Origin of the sequence: Mesorhizobium opportunistum WSM2075, assembly GCF_000176035.2 — a bacterium.
GTDB classification, from domain to species: Bacteria; Pseudomonadota; Alphaproteobacteria; order Rhizobiales; family Rhizobiaceae; genus Mesorhizobium; species Mesorhizobium opportunistum.
Genome location: NC_015675.1, coordinates 2,813,547 through 2,832,620, shown reverse-complemented (window position 1 = coordinate 2,832,620; position 19,074 = coordinate 2,813,547). Strand labels below are relative to the sequence as shown.

General features: G+C 64.0%; 17 protein-coding genes. 5 read left to right on the top strand and 12 right to left on the bottom strand.

Annotated elements, in window-relative coordinates; genetic code table 11:
* The first annotated feature begins 160 nt into the window (after positions 1 to 160).
* On the top strand, positions 161 to 838 hold the full coding sequence (locus MESOP_RS13560) for an MIP family channel protein (RefSeq protein ID WP_013893901.1): 678 nt from the start codon (positions 161 to 163) through the stop codon (positions 836 to 838).
* A gap of 70 nt (positions 839 to 908) precedes the next feature.
* On the opposite strand, the gene katG is transcribed toward MESOP_RS13560, so the two are convergent.
* Positions 909 to 3,119 carry a catalase/peroxidase HPI gene (gene katG / locus MESOP_RS13555; RefSeq protein WP_013893900.1) on the bottom strand — a complete coding sequence of 737 codons (2,211 nt, stop codon included), beginning with the start codon at positions 3,117 to 3,119 and terminating at the stop codon, positions 909 to 911.
* Between the two features lie 163 nt (positions 3,120 to 3,282).
* Here katG and MESOP_RS13550 point away from each other — a divergent pair, with 163 nt between their 5' ends.
* On the top strand, positions 3,283 to 4,191 hold the full coding sequence (locus MESOP_RS13550; RefSeq protein WP_041164118.1) for a hydrogen peroxide-inducible genes activator: 909 nt from the start codon (positions 3,283 to 3,285) through the stop codon (positions 4,189 to 4,191).
* 37 nt (positions 4,192 to 4,228) lie between these two features.
* Here the strand turns inward: MESOP_RS13550 and MESOP_RS13545 are convergent, their stop codons facing one another.
* The 4 genes from MESOP_RS13545 to MESOP_RS13530 form a co-directional block, all read right to left on the bottom strand.
* Entirely contained in the window at positions 4,229 to 4,981 is a 753-nt protein-coding gene (locus MESOP_RS13545; RefSeq protein WP_167313596.1) for an amino acid ABC transporter ATP-binding protein, read from the bottom strand.
* Positions 4,982 to 5,031: 50 nt separating this feature from the next.
* Positions 5,032 to 5,976, bottom strand: coding sequence for an amino acid ABC transporter permease (locus MESOP_RS13540; protein ID WP_013893897.1), 945 nt, complete (start codon positions 5,974 to 5,976; stop codon positions 5,032 to 5,034).
* Between the two features lie 56 nt (positions 5,977 to 6,032).
* Positions 6,033 to 6,890, bottom strand: a complete 858-nt coding sequence (locus MESOP_RS13535; protein ID WP_013893896.1) for an ABC transporter substrate-binding protein — start codon at positions 6,888 to 6,890, stop codon at positions 6,033 to 6,035.
* A 121-nt stretch (positions 6,891 to 7,011) separates the two neighbouring features.
* On the bottom strand, positions 7,012 to 8,025 hold the full coding sequence (locus MESOP_RS13530) for an isopenicillin N synthase family dioxygenase (RefSeq protein ID WP_013893895.1): 1,014 nt from the start codon (positions 8,023 to 8,025) through the stop codon (positions 7,012 to 7,014).
* Between the two features lie 103 nt (positions 8,026 to 8,128).
* Here MESOP_RS13530 and MESOP_RS13525 point away from each other — a divergent pair, with 103 nt between their 5' ends.
* Positions 8,129 to 9,073 carry a nucleoside hydrolase gene (locus MESOP_RS13525; protein ID WP_013893894.1) on the top strand — a complete coding sequence of 315 codons (945 nt, stop codon included), beginning with the start codon at positions 8,129 to 8,131 and terminating at the stop codon, positions 9,071 to 9,073.
* A 125-nt stretch (positions 9,074 to 9,198) separates the two neighbouring features.
* A complete protein-coding gene (locus tag MESOP_RS13520; RefSeq protein WP_013893893.1) occupies positions 9,199 to 9,873 on the top strand; it encodes a TetR/AcrR family transcriptional regulator in 675 nt (224 codons plus the stop codon).
* Positions 9,874 to 9,931: 58 nt separating this feature from the next.
* Here the strand turns inward: MESOP_RS13520 and MESOP_RS13515 are convergent, their stop codons facing one another.
* Together MESOP_RS13515 and MESOP_RS13510 are read right to left on the bottom strand one after the other, a co-directional pair.
* The gene (locus MESOP_RS13515; protein ID WP_013893892.1) at positions 9,932 to 10,456 is read right to left on the bottom strand and encodes a hypothetical protein; all 525 of its coding nucleotides are present in this window, start codon (positions 10,454 to 10,456) and stop codon (positions 9,932 to 9,934) included.
* A gap of 12 nt (positions 10,457 to 10,468) precedes the next feature.
* Positions 10,469 to 11,278 carry a class I SAM-dependent methyltransferase gene (locus tag MESOP_RS13510; protein ID WP_245265088.1) on the bottom strand — a complete coding sequence of 270 codons (810 nt, stop codon included), beginning with the start codon at positions 11,276 to 11,278 and terminating at the stop codon, positions 10,469 to 10,471.
* Between the two features lie 100 nt (positions 11,279 to 11,378).
* Between MESOP_RS13510 and MESOP_RS13505 the strand changes: the two genes are divergently transcribed.
* Positions 11,379 to 12,287: a LysR family transcriptional regulator gene (locus MESOP_RS13505; protein ID WP_013893890.1), complete on the top strand. Its 909-nt coding sequence runs from the start codon at positions 11,379 to 11,381 to the stop codon at positions 12,285 to 12,287.
* A gap of 47 nt (positions 12,288 to 12,334) precedes the next feature.
* On the opposite strand, the gene MESOP_RS13500 is transcribed toward MESOP_RS13505, so the two are convergent.
* From MESOP_RS13500 to hisS, 5 genes are all read right to left on the bottom strand, one after another.
* Positions 12,335 to 13,438, bottom strand: coding sequence for a calcium:cation antiporter (locus MESOP_RS13500; RefSeq protein ID WP_013893889.1), 1,104 nt, complete (start codon positions 13,436 to 13,438; stop codon positions 12,335 to 12,337).
* 96 nt (positions 13,439 to 13,534) lie between these two features.
* Positions 13,535 to 15,307, bottom strand: a complete 1,773-nt coding sequence (locus tag MESOP_RS13495) for an AMP-binding protein (RefSeq protein ID WP_013893888.1) — start codon at positions 15,305 to 15,307, stop codon at positions 13,535 to 13,537.
* A gap of 151 nt (positions 15,308 to 15,458) precedes the next feature.
* On the bottom strand, positions 15,459 to 16,163 hold the full coding sequence (gene hisG, locus MESOP_RS13490; RefSeq protein WP_013893887.1) for an ATP phosphoribosyltransferase: 705 nt from the start codon (positions 16,161 to 16,163) through the stop codon (positions 15,459 to 15,461).
* On the bottom strand, positions 16,160 to 17,281 hold the full coding sequence (locus MESOP_RS13485; protein ID WP_013893886.1) for an ATP phosphoribosyltransferase regulatory subunit: 1,122 nt from the start codon (positions 17,279 to 17,281) through the stop codon (positions 16,160 to 16,162). Before MESOP_RS13485 ends, hisG begins: the two co-directional genes overlap by 4 nt.
* Positions 17,282 to 17,459: 178 nt before the next feature.
* A complete protein-coding gene (gene hisS / locus MESOP_RS13480; RefSeq protein ID WP_013893885.1) occupies positions 17,460 to 18,962 on the bottom strand; it encodes a histidine--tRNA ligase in 1,503 nt (500 codons plus the stop codon).
* Positions 18,963 to 19,074 lie beyond the last annotated feature (112 nt).

Here is a 19,074-nt window from a genome sequence, read left to right as displayed (position 1 = left end):
TCAATAGATGAAAGGTCTCTAATGTTCATATCTGGCAAGTTCAAGCACGGCGCGTGGCGCAACAGCTCTGCTTTCCAAGTTTTTCGGTTGAGAATACTCTTGCCGCCATGATTCGCGGCGCAGAAAACGTTGACCGGCGGATCGTCACGAGGAGAGGGCAATGAAGACTTATCTGGCGGAAGTTCTAGGCACATTTCTGTTGGTGTTCATCGGCACGGCGTCGGTGGTGACGGGCGGCTTCGGCGGCGCGCTGCCGCTCGGCCAGGAAGGCATCGGTCTGGCATTCGGCATCGGCCTCATCGCCGCGGCCTATGCGATCGGTCCCATTTCGGGCGCACATCTCAATCCGGCGGTGACACTCGGTGTCTTCCTTGCCGGACGGCTGCCAGCCAAGGATGTCATCCCCTACTGGATCGCGCAGATCATTGGGGCCATCCTGGCTTCGCTGGCGCTGTGGATCATCGTTTCCGGCCAGACCGGCGGCCACACCGGCGGCTTTGGCGCCAATGGTTGGGACGAGACGAAATGGGGCATGAGCTCGGCGTTCCTGTGGGAACTGATCGGCACCTTTACCTTCGTCACCGTGATCCTCGGCGTTACCGCTGAAAAGCACTCGACGGCGTTTGCAGGCCTGGTCATCGGCCTGACGCTCGCAGGCATTCACTTCGCCATGATCCCGGTCACCGGCACCTCGGTCAATCCGGCCCGCTCGATCGGTCCGGCGCTGTTCACGGGCGGTGCGGCACTCAGCCAACTCTGGCTGTTCATCGTCGCGCCGCTGATCGGCGGCGCCATCGCCGGCGTCGTCGCCAAGGCGCGTGTCTTCGAGAAGGATTGACCTCGAAAGCTGAAATACAAAAGGCGCGGGCCGTGGCCCGCGCCTTTTTTGTCGGGTCCTTACGCCGGGATCAGGCGGCGATGTCGAAGCGGTCGGCGTTCATCACCTTGGTCCAGGCGGCGACGAAATCCCTGACGAATTTCTGTCCGGCGTCGCCGGATCCATAGACTTCGGCAAGCGCACGCAGTTGCGCATGCGAGCCGAAGATCAGGTCGGCGCGGGTGCCGGTCCATTTGACCGCCTTGGTCTTGCGGTCACGGGCCTCGTAGACTTCTTCCGCACCCGGAACAGAGCCCGCTGCCGGATCCCAGACCGTGCTCATCGAGAGCAGGTTGACGAAGAAGTCGTTGGTCAAAGTGCCAGGCCTGTCGGTGAACACGCCGTGCTTCGACCCGCCGGTGTTGGCGCCGAGAACGCGCAACCCGCCGACCAGCACCGTCATCTCGGGAGCGGTCAGCGACAGCAATTGCGCGCGGTCGACCAGCATGGCTTCGACCGACATCGGCTGCTTGCCCCTGACATAGTTGCGGAAGCCATCGACTTTCGGCTCGAGCGCGGCAAAGGAGTGGACATCCGTCTGCTCCTGCGAAGCGTCCATGCGACCGGGCGTAAACGGCACCTTGGTCTCATGGCCACCGTCCTTCGCCGCCTTCTCGACCGCGGCGACGCCGCCGAGGACGATCAGGTCGGCGAGCGAGATCTTCTTCTCGCCCGTCTGCGCCGCGTTGAACTCCTTCTGGATGCCTTCGAGCTTGGCAAGCACCTTCGACAGTTCAGCCGGCTGGTTGACGTCCCAGTCCTTCTGCGGTGCCAGCCGGATACGGGCGCCGTTGGCGCCGCCACGCTTGTCGGAATTGCGGAACGTCGAGGCGGATGCCCAGGCGGTCGAGACGAGCTCGGAAACCGACAGGCCCGAGGCCAGAATCTTCCCCTTCAGCGAGGCGATATCCTGCTCGCTGACCAGTTCGTGATCGATCGCGGGGATCGGATCCTGCCAGATCAGTTCTTCCTTCGGCACCAACGGGCCGAGATAGCGCACGACCGGACCCATGTCGCGATGCGTCAGCTTGAACCATGCGCGGGCGAAGGCATCGGCGAACTGGTCTGGATGCTGATGGAAACGCCGCGAGATCTTCTCGTAGGCCGGATCGACCCGCAGCGCGAGGTCGGTGGTCAGCATGGCCGGCGCACGGCGCTTCGAGGGGTCGTGCGCATCCGGCACGGAGCCGGCACCGGCGCCGCCCTTGGGCGTCCACTGATGGGCGCCCGCCGGGCTCTTCGTCAGCTCCCATTCGTAGTTGAACAGATTGTCGAAGAAGTTGTTGCTCCACTTGGTCGGCGTCGTCGTCCAGGTCACCTCGAGGCCCGAAGTGATGGCGTCGCCGGCAATCCCGCTGGCATACTTGCTCGACCAGCCGAGGCCCTGCGCCTCGATGCCGGCGCCTTCCGGCTCGGCACCAACCAGCGATGCATCGCCGGCGCCATGGGTCTTGCCGAAAGTGTGGCCGCCGGCGATCAGCGCCACGGTTTCCTCGTCATTCATGGCCATGCGGCCGAAAGTTTCACGGATGTCGCGGGCCGAAGCCAGCGGATCGGGCTTGCCGTTCGGGCCTTCCGGATTGACATAGATCAGGCCCATCTGCACGGCGCCGAGATGGCCCTGGAGTTCGCGATCACCGGAGTAGCGCTGGTCGTCGAGCCACTTGGTTTCAGAACCCCAGTCCACGTCCTGCTCAGGTTCCCAGACGTCGGCGCGGCCGCCGGCGAAGCCGAAGGTCTTGAAGCCCATCGATTCCAGCGCGACGTTGCCGGTGAGGATCAGCAGGTCGGCCCAGGAGATCTTGCGGCCGTATTTCTGCTTGACCGGCCAAAGCAGCCGGCGCGCCTTGTCGAGGTTGGCATTATCCGGCCAGCTGTTGAGCGGTGCGAAACGCTGCTGGCCGGCACCGGCGCCGCCGCGGCCATCACCGATGCGGTAGGTGCCGGCGCTGTGCCAGGCCATGCGGATGAAAAGCGGGCCATAGTGGCCAAAGTCCGCCGGCCACCAATCCTGCGAATCCGTCATGACCTTGTGCAGGTCCTGGATGACCGCATCGAGATCGAGGCTCGCGAATTCCTTGGCGTAGTCGAAATCCTCGCCCATCGGGTCCGACAGGTTCGACTGCTGGTGGAGAACGCCGAGGTCGAGCTGGTTCGGCCACCAGTCACGGTTGGTCCGGCCGGCGGATCCATGCGCAACAGGGCATTTGCCCGCGCTGTTGTCGTCGGTTTTCGCGTCCATGTTCGTCTCCGATTTGCCGAGGTTTGATCTTTGCCAGGATTCTGGGGGGCAGCCAGTGGCCGCACCAATCTGGAATGGTTCCAGACTAGGCTGCCTTGCCGATAAAGACAAATTGCCTTTCCTGTTTGTTTTGATAGGATTTCCTTATGATAAGATTGCCCGCATGATCGGATTGACGGTTCGCCAGATGCATTATTTCGAAGTGCTGGCCCAGACGCTGCATTTCGGGCGTGCCGCGAAACTTGCCGGTGTCAGCCAGCCGGCCCTGTCCGCGCAGATCGCGGAGATGGAGCAGCGCCTGAATTGCCGGCTGTTCGAACGTGGCGGCAAGTCGGTCCGGATGACCGACGAAGCGGCAGCGCTTTTGCCGCGCATCGAACGTATCCTGGCCGACATACGCGACGTCGAAACGACGGCCCGGCGCGGCCGCATGGCCATGGAGGGACGCTTCCGCCTTGGCATCATCCCGACCGTCGCGCCCTATCTCTTGCCGCGCGCCCTGCCCGAGCTGAAAAAGCACTTTCCGGCCTTGCTGCTCGAACTGCGCGAGGCCGTCACCACGTCCCTGGTCGAGGACACCGCATCGCGGAAGCTCGACGCCTTCATTGCCGCGCTTCCGCTCGATCATCCCGGCCTGACCACCGAGGCATTGTTTCCCGACAGGTTCTTCCTCGCCGTGCCATCAGGCGATCCCGCCTTCGCCTCGCCGCCGGTTCCGCCCGAGAGCCCGGCACTGGAGAGGCTGATGCTGCTGGAGGAAGGTCATTGCCTGCGCGAACAGGCGCTGGCCGTCTGCGGCAATGTGCGCCCGGTGGCGATGGCAAGCTACGGCGCCACCAGCCTGACCACGCTCTTGCAGATGGTGGCGCATGGGCTCGGCGTCACGCTCGTCCCCGAAATGGCGGCCGGGCCAGCGGGCACCATCCCGGACCTGAAGATCGTGCCGTTCCAGGAGCCGATGCCGCAACGCATGATTTGCCTTGCCTGGCGGCGCAACAATACCCGCCACGGCGAATGCGTCGAACTCGCCAAGATCATCCGCAGCCTGGGTCCAGCGGCGTTGGCGGCGTGATTCCGAGAAGTGGCAACCGCGCCCCGACAAGGAGACCTCACAGAACCCGGGACAGGAACTCGCGGGTTCGCGGCGATTTCGGGTTGGCGATCATCTCGCGCGGCGCGCCACGTTCGACGATCACGCCGCCATCCATGAAGACGAGCTGATCGCCGATCTCGCGAGCAAAGCCGATCTCGTGGGTGACGACGACCATCGTCATGCCGCTCTCGGCCAGGTCGCGCATCACCTGCAGCACCTCGCCGACCAGTTCCGGATCGAGCGCCGATGTCGGCTCGTCGAACAGCAGAACCTTCGGCTTCATTGCCATGGCGCGCGCAATCGCAACGCGCTGCTGCTGGCCGCCGGACAGTTCGCGCGGATAGCGGTCGATCTTGTCGGCGAGGCCGACACGCCGCAGTAGCACCTCAGCCTCGGCCTTGGCCTGATCGGCGGGAATGCGCCGCACCTGCGTCGGCGCTTCGATCAGGTTTTCCATCACCGTCATATGCGAGAACAGGTTGAACGACTGGAACAGCATGCCGATTTCTGCCCGGCGCCGGCACAGGAGATCGTCCTTGACCTCGTAAAGCTTGTCGCCCTGGAGGTCGTAGCCGACGAACTGGCTGTCCACCAGCAGGATGCCGGCGCTGAGTTTCTCCAGATGGTTGATGCAGCGCAGGAACGTGCTCTTGCCGGATCCCGACGGGCCGATGATGCAAGCCACCGATCCCTCGGGCACGTCGAAGTCGACCCCCTTGAGGACTTCGAGCGGGCCATAGGATTTGCGTACGCCGCGCGCGAACACCATGGAGTTGGCCGGCACGCCGAAGCGGGCGCGATTTTCTGACTTCACATCGCTCATCGGGCGACGCCGCGCAGGCTGATGGCGTTGCGCAGGGCGCGCATCGTCAGGGGCTCGCGGCGCGTGTCGCTGCGGCCGAAATGGCGCTCCAGGAAATGCTGTCCCACAGACATGATGCTGACCACCGCAAGGTACCAGAAGGCGACCACGATCAAGAGCGGGATCGTCTCGAAGGTGCGCGCATAGATGCTTTGCGCCGTATAGAACAGGTCATCGACGGCAATGAACGTCACCAGCGACGTCATCTTCAGGAGGTTGATCGCCTCATTGCCGGTCGGCGGCAGTACGAAGCGCATGGCCTGCGGCAGGGTGATGCGCTTCAGGATCATGCGGTAGGGCATGCCGAGCGCGCTCGCCGCTTCCGACTGGCCAGATGGCACCGACTTGATGCCGGCGCGGACGATTTCGGCCATGTAGCCGGCCTCGCACAGCGAAAGCGCAACGACAGCCGAGAAGAACGGCGTCATGAAATCATTGGTGCGCACGGCAAACAGCGTGCCCAGGAAGGGCAAAGTGAGCGAGATTTCGCGCACCAGCAGCGACAGGTTGAACCAGAAAATCAGCTGGATCAGGGCCGGGACACCGCGGAAGAACCAGACATAGACACCCGCGAAGGCGCGCAGCACCGGGCTTGGCGACACCCGCATGATGGCAATGACGGTGCCGACCACGATCGCCAGCACCATGATGATGACGGTGAGCATCAGCGTGTTGCCCAGGCCGCGCATGATCGAGGGATGGAACAGGTAGCCGGCGGCCGTGCCCCAGGCGAAGGCCGGATTGCTGGCGAAGGCGCGAATGATCACAAACGCCAGCAGCAGCGCAAGCGCCGTGCCGACCCAGATGCCGTAGCGGCGCTGCGGCACGACGGTCAATCGCGACACGGCGGCGGCGACACCTGCTGGCTCGACGCCGATCTCGGTCGGGTGGGCCACGCCCATCGCTGGTCTCCTGATCGCTGGCCGGCGCCTGACGGACCATCAGGCGCCGGTAATTTCTATTCGGCGCGAAGCGCGTCCATGGTGCCGACGAAGTAGGGTTCCTTGATGGCATAGACGCCCATGCCGTACTTCTCCAGGATAGCCTTGTAAGTGCCGTTCTTGAACAGCTCGGAAAGCGCGCCCACCATCATGTCGGCGGTTTCCTTGTCGTCCTTGGCGATCGCCATGCCGAGCGGCGCGACCTCGTAAAGCGTCGGCAGGACCACCAGCTGACCCTTGCTCGTCACCTCGAAATAGCTCGATGCGGTCGCATCGTCCATGCGGGCATCGACACGATCGGACAGCACGGCCTGGACGATATCCGTCGATGAGTTGAAGACCGATTTTTCGATGGCCGACTGACCCTTGTCGATGCACTCCTTGCCGAGCTTGTCGACCAGGAAATCCGAGGCGCTGCCGGCCGAGACGCCGACACGCTTGCCGCAGAGCGGCGTGTCGCCGCTGAAGTTGGCCTTCTTGTCCGGCGATGTAGAGACGGCGAGGCCGGCCTTCAGGAACATGACGAAATCGACCTGCTTCAACCGCTCGGGCGTTGCCGAAAACGTCTCCCAGGCGATCTTGAAACGGCCCGCCGCCAGACCCGGTATCATCGAGGGAAATGGCGTGCGCTGCACGTCGAGCTTGGCGTCGACGAGCTTGGCCACCTCGCCGGCCAGTTCGATGATGATGCCGGTCTGCTTGCCATCGGCATCGAGATATTCGAACGGCGCGTAGTCCAGCGTGTTGGCGACGGCGAGCGTTCCACTCTGCTTGACGTCGGTGGATTTCGGGACCTCGGCGGCCCGGGAGACCCCACCCCAGGCGATAGTGGAGATCGCCAGCGTGAGACTGGCCATTCGCAGATATGCATTCATTGCTGTTCCCCTTTCTTTTCCTTGTTGGCAGTGTTGGCAGTCTTTGTCAGGCAAGGCCTGACTTTGTCAGGGAAGGCTCGAGCTGGCCGCTGTTCGGGGCCGGCTCGGGCTTGGCATCTGCTCAGGCGCCGGTCGCTTCCGCCGCCTTCTTCTTGCGATAGTGATAGTTCTTGTCGATGCGCTCCATCAGATAGTCGCCGTAGAGCACCGGCCCGTATTTCGGGTGCGTGCCGGCCGGCACGCAGACCGGCAGCGCTTCGATCGTCTCGTCCATGGATGGATCGAAGAAGAAGGGCTGCGAATAGCGCTCGCGTCCCGACCGGTTGATGACACGGTGCGGCGTCGAGACGAACTGGTCGTTCGACCAGCGCGCCAGGATGTCGCCGACATTCATCACGAAGGAGTCCGGGACCGGAGGTGCCGGAACCCAGTCGCCAGCCTTGTTCTTGACCTCCAGGCCGCCGACATTGTCCTGCGCCAGCAAGGTGATGAAGCCGTAGTCGGTGTGCGGCGCCGAGCCGAAGAGGCCTTCTTCCTGGGGCTGCGTCGGATAATGCAGGAGGCGCAGAAAGGTCGTCGGCTGCTCGAAATAGCGGTCGAGGCTGTCGGAGGGCAGCCCGAGCGAGAGCGCGATGGCGCGGACCATCTTGCGCGCCAGCGTACCCATCTCCTCGACATAGCGATCGATCGTCTGCCGGAAGCCCGCCAGCGCTGTCTCGTCCGGCCACTGGTTGGGGCCTTGCAAGGGCTTTTCGGCCAGAGCCCTGGGATCGTCGGCGCCGACCTCGTGCATGAAGAAGATCGATTCGCTCTGGTTCGGCTTGCTGACCGTCGCCACGGAGGAGGTTACGATGGTCGAGCCGGCGAAGGGCAGATAGCCGCGGAAATTCCGGTCGATCTTCAGCTTGAGCTTTTCCTCCTCCGGCAAGGCAAAGAAGCGCTTGCTGGCTTCGCGGACGGCTTCGACATCGGCGCGCGGAATGGGATGACCGGTGACATAGAGGAACCCGATCGTCTCGAGATAGCGGCGCAGCGTCGCCGCCGTCTCGCGGATCGCGCCTTCGTCGCCACCGTAGAGCGCCGACACGTCGAGGATCGGGATTTCGGAAAAATCGCCGCGCGCTTGTGCATCCATTTTCGAACACCCTGTCTTGAACATAAGATACAGTACTGTATTTCTACACATCCGAACGGCCTCATCAATAGGCTTTCGACCGCAAAAGGAAGAGCGCTGAAACATGGCACCACGCAAGATCATCATCGACACCGATCCGGGCCAGGACGACGCGTTCGCCATCCTCTTCGCACTGGGATCTCCGGCCGAACTCGACGTGGTCGGCATCACCACGGTCGGCGGCAACGTGCCGCTCGCCCTGACGTCGAAGAACGCATTAAAGGTCGTGGAGCTTGCCGGGCGGCCTGACGTGCCGGTCCATGCCGGATGCCCGGCGCCGATGGTGCGCAAGCTGATCACGGCCGAGTATGTCCATGGCGAAACCGGGCTAGACGGCGCCGATCTTCCCGAACCCGTGACGCCGCTGCAGAGCGAACACGCGGTGAATTACCTGGTGCGCACGATCATGGAGGCGCCGGAAGGCGAACTGACCGTCTGCACGCTCGGGCCGATGACCAACCTCGCCATGGCCATGACCATGGAGCCGAGAATCGTGCCCCGGCTGCGCGAAGTCGTGCTGATGGGCGGCGGCTTTTTCCAGGGCGGCAACGCCACGCCGGCGGCGGAATTCAACATCTTCGTCGACCCGCATGCGGCCCACAAGGTGTTCGACAGCGGCGTGCCGGTGACCATGGCCGGCATCGACTGCACCTACACCGCACTGATGACGCCCGAGTGGCTCGACCGCCTGCGCGCAACCGGCAGCCGTGCCGCGGTCGAAGCCGCCAATCTGGCGGACTTCTATCGCCAGTACGGCACCCACAAATTCGAAACGCCGGCCCGCCCCATCCACGATGCCTGCGTCACCGGTTACCTGCTGGCGCCACAGATCTATGAGCAGCGGCAGTGCGCGGTGACGGTCGACATCGTCTCGCCGGAGACGATCGGCATGACGGTGGTCGACTGGTGGCACGTGACCGGCCGCACCAAGAATTGCAACGTTCTGCGACGCATCGATCCGGCGCCGTTCTTCGAACTCATGCTGGAGCGGATCAGCGCATTGCCATAGAGCGGTTCCTGGAATTGCTCTGGTCGCGCGTTCCGCGATAGATGGACCCTCGAAGAGTCGCGAAGCGCATCGAAGCCGGCGAACGGATTGGAGGCGTCGCGCATGGCGATGAAGGTCTTGATCACATGAAAGCCGACAGCGCCCCGGCCAGAGGCAAGAGACCGTCCAAGGCAGCCCCGCGTTCGAAGACCGCGCGGCAGACGCTCAGCCGCGACGCCTGGATCGCCGCCGCGCGCAAGGTGCTGGAGAAGCGTGGCATCGCCGAGGTGAAGATCGACCGCCTCTCCAAGCAGTTGAAGGTCACGCGCGGCAGCTTCTATTTCCACTTTGCCAGCCTGGACGATCTTCGTGGCGGCCTGCTGCAGGAATGGCGCAACATCAACTGCGCGCCGTTCTGGGCGATGCGCGAGATGCACGACATTGACGGGCTGCAATTCTTCACCGACATCGTGCATGTGTGGGTCGACGAAGCACCGTTCAGCCCGCTGCTCGACCTGGCCATCCGCGACTGGTCGCGAACCTCCCGAAAACTGGCGCAGGAGGTGAAGGACATCGACGATCTGCGTATCGCGCTGCTGATCCGCTCGTTCCGCGCCATGGGCTATCCCCCGGACGAAAGCCTGGTCAGGGCTCGCATCACCTATTTCCACCAGATCGGCCAGTATGCGCTGTCCTTCAAGGAGGATCCGGCGGTGCGCCGGAGCTACCAGCCGCTGTTCGGAGAGGTGCTGCTCGGACCGCTCGTGCAGGAGCGCGGCACGGCGCCACGGCCGACCGAGATGGGGAGCGGACGGCGGTAGCATCCGCTTCCGCCTCGCCGCTATTGCCTTCGAAAGTGCAGCCGAGCTCCAAGATGATCTAGGAAGCCCTCGCATTCTCCGTGATGGCGCGAGATGCGCTCCGGTGGGGACGCAGCAGAAAATAGAACGCGGTGATATGCGTGATCATCAGCAGCGGCACGTAGAGGATCGGCATCGCGTAGGCGGCGCCCAGCAGCCCCGCATGGGCAGGAAGATCGGCCTGGATGGCCTGATAATAGTCGACGATGAGGTCGACCATGCCAACGATGTTGAAGGCGACGACGAACGCCCAGAACAGCTGGCGTACCTTGACGGTAAGCAGCGCCAGCATGGCCAGCATCCCGGTTGCGAAGTCGCCATAGGCGGCAAAGGTGGCGAAGCTGGCCGGCAGATCGGGGCCGACGACGCCCGGAAGGATGAAGACCAGGCCAAAGAAGCGGAAGCTGTGCAGCGTGGCGATAGCGCGTTGCGCCGCGATCCGATCCATCGATCCGAGCCACGGCAGACCGTATGCGCCAAAGCAAAGCAGCCACACGACATAGCCAAGGACGAGATGTGTCTGAAAAAGGGCTTCCGTCGACATTCCGGTCTCCTGTCAGCTGTTGGTCGACGCGGCCTCGAACACCGCGGTCAGGATGCCGAGCCGGCCTTGCATGAGATTTCGCCCCAAATTGGCCGCAACCTCGGCAAAGTCCGATCCCATCACCACGCCGAGATTTGGCGAAGGCGGCGGACCCGACGCACGCAACTGCGCGAACCAGGTCTTGGCGATTTCGGTGTCGTCCTGCCATGCCAGCATGCGGAAGCCGGCCGGTTCGATCGCCTTGCGCGTCGCGTCGATTGTCAGCAGAAAGCTCGTCGCCGGTGTTCGCGCCCAGGGAAGCGGATAATGCGGCTCGCCGCCGGCCAGCACGACGTCGAAGGTGGCAAACCGGCCGCCTGACTTCAGCACGCGCCGAATCTCCCGGTAGAGCCGCGTCCGGTCGGAGATGTTCATCGCCACGTGCTGCAGCAGCACGATGTCGAAACGGCCATCATCGAATGGAAGCTCCAAGGCGCTGGCGGTCTGGAACGACAGCTGCCCGCTCTGCCCCGTGCGCTCGGTCAGATAGCGCGCGGCATCCACGAAAGGCTCGCTGAGATCGACGCCAGTAACCCGACAGCCATAGGTCGCGGCCAGAAAGCGCGCCGGCCCGCCGATGCCCGAGCCGACGTCCAGTACCGACATGTCCGCCTCGATTCCGGCCAGTTGAGCAAGCTCGGCGGTCGCCGCAAGCCCACGGGTGTGAAATTGGTCGAGGGTGCCCAATTGCTGGGGCGTGAGAAGCTGATCCTCCGGGCCAAGGGCGGCCAGGACCGTCCTCAACCGCTCGGTCAGGCCAGTCGCGCGATAGTGCTCGCGCACACCATCAAATTCATCGGTCATCGCAAGATGTCTCCTGGCTTCGTCTCCCTAGTTAGGCCCGCTTGCATCGTTCGACTATCCGTTGTAATCACAACGACCCATGAAGCAGAACTACACAGTGAGGCATGGTGCGCTGGAGGGCGTCGAGGTGTTCCTGGCCGTCGCCAGGCGCCGCAACTTCCGCCGCGCCGCCGCCGATCTCGGCGTGACGCCATCCGCCGTGAGCCAGGCGGTGCGCGCGCTGGAAGCCCGCATCGGCGCCGCGCTATTCGTCCGCACAACACGCAGCGTCGGTTTGACCGAGGCTGGTCAGCGGTTCCTCGACCGTGCCGGCCCTGCCTTCGAAGAGATCGTCGCCGCGGGCGAGGCCGCCCGTGACGTCGGCCAACGGCCGACCGGTCTGCTGCGCCTGTCGGTGCCCCGCGCCGTGGTGCCGTTGATCCTGGAGCCGGTGATCGCGTCCTTCTGTCGGGCCTATCCCGAGGTCGAACTGGAGATCGCCGCCAGCGACGAGATGGTCGATCTCGCGACCGGCGGTTTCGATGCCGGCATTCGCCTCGGCCAGTTCATCGCCCCCGACATGGTCGCCGTGCGACTGACGCCGTCGTTCTCGTTCGTGGTCGTCGGCAGTCCTGACTATTTCGAGCGCCACGGGCGCCCCGAGCGGGTGGAGGATTTGCGCCACCACGCCTGCCTGCGCTTGCGCCGTTCGAACGGCGCCATCGCGCCGTGGTCCTTCGTCGACGGCAACGAGGCGATCGAGGCGATGGTCTCGGGTCCACTGATCGCCCACGACTATCCGACATTACTCGGGGCCGCGATGCGGGGGATCGGGCTGGCGCAGATCCCTCGGCCTGTCGCCGAAGCTCCGATAGCGCAGGGAAAACTCGAGCCGGTGCTGGACAGCATCGCCGCCACGACGCCGGGCGTCTTCCTCTATCATCCCGGCAAGCGCCAGATCCTGCCGAAGCTGCGCGCTTTCATCGATCACCTCAAATCCGCGGTCTGAGATAATGAAGGATGCCTACCGCTGGCGCTTCGCTCGCACCAAAGCCTTCATGGTATAAATATCAGAAATACATAGGTGAAAAAAACTACGAGATGGACCATTCCGGTCAAGAACGTCGTTCTTTCGGTGCTGAAGCTTACATTGCATATGAAAAGCGCCAAGACCAAAAGGACCGCATCGGCAGCCGGCAGCCCCAAGGTCAGTCCTCTCCCCGTCAGCAGGCTGGCGGCAGCAACTCCCGGTATGGTGAGGCCGATCGTGGCGCAAGCCGAACCCATCGCGACATTCAAGCCGCGCTGCAGCTCATTGTTGAGTGAAGCGCGCACCGCCGAAATGGCCTCCGGCATCAACACCAGCCCCGCGATCATTGCCCCCACAATGCTGTCAGCCTGGGTCACCTGGTAGGCTACGAGCGTATCTTCGACGCTTGCCGCGACCTGCTCGGCGAGCATGACAATTCCGATCAGCCCGGCCATCAGCAGCAGAGCACTGGCAGAGATGTTCTCCTGAGGGGCAGCGCGCACCGAAACGTCGTGTGGTTGTCCCTGAATAAAGTCTTCCCGGTGCCGGACGGTCTGCGCGAACACGAAGCTTGCATAGAGCAGCACTGAAAGGACGCTGACGAAACCAAGTTGGGCTGCCGAAAACGTGCCGGGATCCGTAGTCTGGGTGTAGGTCGGCAGAATAAGCGTCATGACGGTCAGCGCGATCAGAACCGCCAGATAGGCACTGGTCCCTTGCCGAACGATGGCCTGCTTGCGATGACGCCAGCCGCCAAGCGCGAGACACATGCCGACAACGCCGGTGGACGTGATCATTACCGTCGAGAAGACGGATTCCCGTGCCAGCGTCGGGTTGTTCTCTCCATGCAGCATCATGGAAACAATGATCGACACTTCGATCGCCGTGACGGCAAACGTCAGCACCAGCGTGCCGTACGGCTCCCCTACCCGCCGAGCTACCGCCTCGGCGTGGTCGAGCACCACGAAAATGGTGACGAACATGATCGCACTCGACAGCGCACCGACAAGGATCCTGGCATTCAACGAACCCTGGTCCACCGACAGCCCGCTGGCTCTGACCGCGACAGCCATCGCCAGCGCAGCGAGGGGCATCGCGTAGGAAACCGCCGATCGTCGGAAACCAGTCATGCAAGCCCCCCATGTGTCCGCGGCTCCTGAAGATGTCGCAAGGTCGCGCGACCTTGGCATTATCGAGCGCAACGACAAAATCGAGGCGCCCGCCCCTCACGCCGTCTTCTGCGTCACCAGTCCCAGTTCCTCCACCATCGCTTCGCGCATCAGGAATTTTTGCGGCTTGCCGGTCACCGTCATCGGCAATTCGGTGCGGAAGCGGATGTGGCGGGGGATCTTATAGTGGGCGATCTGGCCGGAGCAGAAGTTCTTGATCTCCTGCTCGGTGGCGATCTGGCCGGGCTTGAGCACGATCCAGGCGCACAGCTCCTCGCCATATTTGGTGTCGGGAATGCCGAACACCTGCACTTCCCTGACCTTGGGATGGCGGTAGAGGAATTCCTCCACCTCTCTCGGGTAGACGTTCTCGCCGCCGCGGATGACCATGTCCTTGACCCGGCCGACGATGTTGCAATAGCCCTCGGCATCGATGGTGGCGAGGTCGCCGGTGTGCATCCAGCCGTCGCTATCGATCGCCTCGCGGGTCTTGTCGTCGTCGTCCCAGTAGCCCTTCATCACCGAATAACCGCGTGTGCACAACTCGCCCGGCGCGCCCACCGCAACCGTGGCGCCGTCGGCATCGACCGCTTTGACCTCGACATGAGGATGAATGCGCCCGACGGTCGAGACGCGCTTTTCCAGGGGATCGTCGACACCGCTCTGGAACGACACCGGGCTGGTTTCGGTCATGCCGTAGGCGATGGTCACCTGCGACATATGCATCAGCGACACCACCTTCTTCATCACCTCGATCGGGCATGGCGAGCCGGCCATGATGCCGGTGCGCAGGCTGGAGAGATCGAAGGATTGGAAATCCGGATGATCGAGCAGGCCGACAAACATGGTCGGCACGCCATAGAGCCCGGTGCAACGCTCCTGCGCCACGGCTTTCAGCGTGGCGCCGGCATCGAAGCCCTCGCCCGGGAAAACCATGGTCGCGCCCTTCGAGACGCAACCCATCGTGCCCATCGACATGCCGAAGCAGTGATAGAGCGGCACCGGGATGCACAGCCGATCGTCGACGGACAATTTGATCGCCGAAGTGACGAAATTGCCGTTGTTGACGATGTTCGAATGGGTCAGCGTCGCGCCCTTGGGCGCACCCGTAGTGCCCGAGGTAAACTGGATGTTGATGGCGTCGCCAGGCTTCAGCCCCTCGGAAATGCGGTCGAGACTGTCATGCTCGTCGCGGCCGGCCATGGCCAGCACGTCGCCGAAATTGAACATGCCGGGCGAGTTCTCCTCGCCCATGCGGATGACGATCTTCAGCGCCGGCAGCTTTTGCGCCTTGAGCTTGCCGGGCGTGGCCTTGGCTATCTCCGGCGCCAGCGTCTCGATCATGCCGAGGTAATCGGAGGTCTTGAAGCTAGCCGCCGTCACCAGCGCCTTGCAGGCGACCTTGTTCAGCGCGTAGTCCAGTTCGGTCAGCCGGTAGGCGGGGTTGATGTTGACCAGGATCAGGCCGATGCGGGCGGTGGCGAACTGGGTCACCAGCCACTCCCAGCGATTGGGCGACCAGATGCCGACGCGGTCGCCCTTTTCCAGGCCCAGCGCCAGGAAGCCGGCGGCCAGCGCATCGACCGTGTCCGACAGTTCGCTCCAGGTGAAGCGCTTGTCCTGGCCAACGAAGACGGCGGCATCTTGCGTGGCATATTTGCTGGCGGTGTCGGAGAACAGCGCGGGGATCGTCTCCTTGAGCAGCGGCGGCGCGCGCTCGCCGGAGACATGCGCCTTGCCATCGACAGGGGCCACGAAGACATTGCCATTGCGAGCGGCGCGGCCACGCAGATTGGTGGCGTTCTTCAGCTCGTCGAGATTGACCGGCATCGCTGTATCCTCCCAGGACGAACCAAACCTATCAGCCTGCCGGGACGGTGGAAATCCCGCCGATGGTAGTGGAGGTGCTGCCGTTGGGGAGGTGCACTGCCGCAGCGACCCCTGTCCGCCTTCAGCGACTGCCTTTCAAGTCACCTGCCCTTCAAGGAGGAGGGAGGAGGGCGCTCATCTTCGATGCGATGTCGCGCAGCAGGGCTTCATCGGCCGCCGCACGCGGTTTCTTCGACGCCACCAGGCAGGCTTGCGACTTCAGGACAACGCCATCGCCCAGCACCTTGAGGTGATTGGCGCGCAGCGTCGAGCCTGACGTGGTGATGTCGACGATGACATCGGCGAGGCCAGCCGCCGGCGCGCCCTCGGTGGCACCCAAGCTTTCGACGATGCGATAGACCTGGATGCCGTGCTTCTGCGAAAAGAACTGCTGGGTCAGCCGCCAGTATTTGGTGGCGATGCGCAGCCGCCGGCCGTGACGCTGGCGAAAATCGGCGGCGACGTCATCGAGATCGGCCATGGTGTCGACGTCGAGCCAGATCTCGGGCACCGCAACCACGACATCGGCATGGCCGAAGCCGAGACGGGCGACGATTTCCACGCGCGCCTCCCAATCGGCGAGGTTCTCGCGCACCAGGTCTTCTCCGGTGATGCCGAGATCGACCGCGCCCTGGCCGATCTCGCCAGCTATCTCGGAAGCCGACAGGAGCGCGACCTCGATGCCTTCGGCGCGTTCAATACGGGCGCGATAGGAGCGCTCGTCGCCGGGCAGGCTGACGGTAAGGCCAGCCCTGGCCAGAACCTCCAGTGCCTGCTCCTTCAGCCGGCCCTTCGAGGGAATGGCCAAGGTGATCATGGTGCCGTCTCCCGCAACGCCTCGATGCGGTCGAGCCAGACCGAAAAACCGACGCCGGGGATCGCGGTCTTGGCGCCGAGCAGCGTCAGCAATCGGTCGTAGCGGCCGCCGCCGGCCAGGGGGCGCTCGCCATCCTGCGCCGCGATTTCGAAGACCACACCGGTGTAATAGTCGAGCGGGCGGCCGAAAGCGGCATCGTAGCGGATTGTTCCCACCGGCAAGCCATGCGCCTCGATCGCCCTGGCGCGTGCCGCGAACTTTTCCAGCGCCGCACCCAGGGAAAGACCGGCACCGGCGGCGAAGCTCTCCAGCGCCTGGGCCGCGCCATCGAGCGGCACATCGATGGCCAGAAAACTCTTGAGCGCCGCGAAGGCCTCGTTCGACAGCCGTACGCTGCGCAACTCGGCCTTTTCGATCAGCCGCCGTGCAATGTCCGTGGGCGAGCGCCCGGCCGACGCCGACAGGCCGGCCTCCTCCATGCCGCCGGCGATGTGCGCCGAAAGACCATCGAGATCACCGTCGAGAACAAGCGCCGCGACATCGCCGGAGAGTTGGCTGTTGCGTTGCGGATTGGCGAGATCGGCGAGCGCGGCCTCAAGCATCGGCGCCGAGCCGAAGGCGCGGGCAAGCCGCATGCGCCAGCCACGCGGCAGCCCAAGGGCGGCGAGCACGGCTTCGAAAATGGCCTGGTCACCGAGCGTGACCGTCAAAGCCTGGCCCGGCAACACCAGCGCAAGCAGCGCGTGCGCGTCGGCCACGGAGCGCGCATCGGCCTCGGCCGTGTCGCGGTCGCCGAGATCCTCGATGCCGGCCTGGAAAAACTCGTTGCCGCCTTCGCGGCGCTGGCGAAACACCTCGCCCAGATAGGAATAACGGCGCGGCGTGCCGGCTTGCGAACTTATATGGTCGAGACAGACCGGAATGGTGAATTCCGGCCGCAGGCACAGCGTCTGCCCGGTCTCGCTCTCGGTGAGGAAGATACGGCGGCGCAGATCCTCGCCGGCCATGTCGAGGAAGGGATCGGCCGGCTGCAGGATGGCAACCTCGACCGCATGCGTGTTGCGGGTGGCGAAGAGGCTGGTGATGTCGGCTGAGATGGCGGGGTAGCGGGAGGTCATGGAGAGGATGGGCGCGAGGCACCCCCCTCTGGCCTGCCGGCCATCTCCCCCGCAAGGAGGGAGATCGGCAGCTTGAGACACGGCGCCTCTTCTTCGACGGTGGAGATTGGCGAAGGCCTACGGAACATCCAATCTCCCCCCTTGCGGGGGAGATGGCCGGCAGGCCAGAGGGGGGTGTTCAAGCGCCACCCTCTGCGCGATCGGCAGCCTGCGCCGCCAATATCCGCCTCACCTCGGTGACCAACTCGCTTTCGGCCACCGTCACCTGCGCGGGGCGCGCGGCGCGCCATTCGGCGTTGTCGGTGATCTCGGCCGACATGCGCGCGCCTTCGATCAGATCCTTGATCTGCAGTTCACCCTTGGCGCGCTCGTCGCCGCCCTGGATGATTGCGACCGGGCAGCCGCGCCGGTCGGCATATTTGAGCTGCGCCTTCATGCCGGCGCCGCCGAGATACATTTCGGAACGGATGCCGGCAGCGCGCAGTTCGCTCACCATCTTCTGGTAGCGGCCGAGGCTGTCGGTGTCCTTGTCCATCACCAGCACGACGACCGGCGCGATCACGTCGGCGCTGTCGAGCTTGCCGAGGTTCTTCAGTGCCGTCATCAGCCTGGAGACGCCGATGGAGAAACCGGTCGCCGGCACCGGCTCGCCACGGAAGCGCGAGACCAGGCCATCATAACGGCCGCCACCGCCGACCGAGCCGAAGCGCACGATCTGGCCGTCTTCATTGGGGATCTCGGCCAGAAGCTCGGCTTCGAAAACCGGACCGGTGTAGTATTCGAGGCCACGCACGACGGAGCGGTCCATGGCAATACGGTCTTCGCCATATCCCGCAGCCCGGACCAAAGCTTCGATTATCGAGAGTTCCCCGACACCTTCCTGGTAGACTGAGTTCGCGCTGACGCTGGCATCCTGGCCCTGCGCATTTCTCGCCGTCGCAAGAAGAACCGCTTCGGATTGCGCGTTGTCCAGCCCGGCACCCTTGGCGAAATCTCCCTCGCCTTCCTTGCCGCCGTCCCAGCGCCCGGGGCCAAGCAGGAGCCTCACGCCTTCCGGACCGAGCTTGTCGAGCTTGTCGATGGCGCGCAGCACGGTCAGCCGGCGTCCGGCATTGTCGTCGCCGCCAAGGCCGATCGCCTCCAGCACACCATCCAGCACCTTGCGGTTGTTGACGCGGATGACGTAGTCGCCGCGCTTGATGCCGAGCGCTTCCATGACATCGGCCATCATCATCGCCATCTCGGCGTCCGCCGCGACACCCGGCGTGCCGATCGTGTCGGCGTCGAACTGCATGAACTGGCGGAAGCGGCCGGGGCCCGGCTTCTCGTTGCGGAACACCCAGCCGGAGCGGTAGCTGCGGTAGGGTTTTGGCAGGCGCTCATAATTCTCGGCAACGAAGCGCGCCGTCGGCGCGGTCAGGTCATAGCGCAGCGACAGCCACTGCTCGTCATCGTCCTGGAACGAGAACACGCCCTCGTTCGGCCGGTCCTGGTCGGGCAGAAATTTGCCCAGCGCGTCGGTGTATTCGATCAGCGGCTGGTCGGCCGGTTCGAAACCATAGAGCTCATAAACCGAGCGGATCGTCGCCATCATCTTCTCGACGGCGCGGATATCCTCGGCGCTGCGGTCGGCAAAACCGCGCGGCAGCCGCGCTTTCGTCTTTTCCGATTTGTCGGCCATGAGATGGGGTCTTTTTGCTAGGTAAATGACGACTTATTTTGAGTGCGCGTGTCCTAACCGATGCAGCCGGGACCGGCAAGGGTCAGCGCCTCTGCCTTCTCCCACAAGGGGG

Bases quoted from the DNA above. Each gene is read 5' to 3' on its own strand.
- MESOP_RS13560 (WP_013893901.1), top strand. From the start codon at position 161: ATGAAGACTTATCTGGCGGAAGTTCTAGGCACATTTCTGTTGGTGTTC.
- katG (WP_013893900.1), bottom strand. From the start codon at position 3,119: ATGGACGCGAAAACCGACGACAACAGCGCGGGCAAATGCCCTGTTGCG.
- MESOP_RS13550 (WP_041164118.1), top strand. From the start codon at position 3,283: ATGATCGGATTGACGGTTCGCCAGATGCATTATTTCGAAGTGCTGGCC.
- MESOP_RS13545 (WP_167313596.1), bottom strand. From the start codon at position 4,981: ATGGTGTTCGCGCGCGGCGTACGCAAATCCTATGGCCCGCTCGAAGTC.
- MESOP_RS13540 (WP_013893897.1), bottom strand. From the start codon at position 5,976: ATGGGCGTGGCCCACCCGACCGAGATCGGCGTCGAGCCAGCAGGTGTC.
- MESOP_RS13535 (WP_013893896.1), bottom strand. From the start codon at position 6,890: ATGAATGCATATCTGCGAATGGCCAGTCTCACGCTGGCGATCTCCACT.
- MESOP_RS13530 (WP_013893895.1), bottom strand. From the start codon at position 8,025: ATGGATGCACAAGCGCGCGGCGATTTTTCCGAAATCCCGATCCTCGAC.
- MESOP_RS13525 (WP_013893894.1), top strand. From the start codon at position 8,129: ATGGCACCACGCAAGATCATCATCGACACCGATCCGGGCCAGGACGAC.
- MESOP_RS13520 (WP_013893893.1), top strand. From the start codon at position 9,199: ATGAAAGCCGACAGCGCCCCGGCCAGAGGCAAGAGACCGTCCAAGGCA.
- MESOP_RS13515 (WP_013893892.1), bottom strand. From the start codon at position 10,456: ATGTCGACGGAAGCCCTTTTTCAGACACATCTCGTCCTTGGCTATGTC.
- MESOP_RS13505 (WP_013893890.1), top strand. From the start codon at position 11,379: ATGAAGCAGAACTACACAGTGAGGCATGGTGCGCTGGAGGGCGTCGAG.
- MESOP_RS13500 (WP_013893889.1), bottom strand. From the start codon at position 13,438: ATGACTGGTTTCCGACGATCGGCGGTTTCCTACGCGATGCCCCTCGCT.
- MESOP_RS13495 (WP_013893888.1), bottom strand. From the start codon at position 15,307: ATGCCGGTCAATCTCGACGAGCTGAAGAACGCCACCAATCTGCGTGGC.
- hisG (WP_013893887.1), bottom strand. From the start codon at position 16,163: ATGATCACCTTGGCCATTCCCTCGAAGGGCCGGCTGAAGGAGCAGGCA.
- MESOP_RS13485 (WP_013893886.1), bottom strand. From the start codon at position 17,281: ATGACCTCCCGCTACCCCGCCATCTCAGCCGACATCACCAGCCTCTTC.
- hisS (WP_013893885.1), bottom strand. From the start codon at position 18,962: ATGGCCGACAAATCGGAAAAGACGAAAGCGCGGCTGCCGCGCGGTTTT.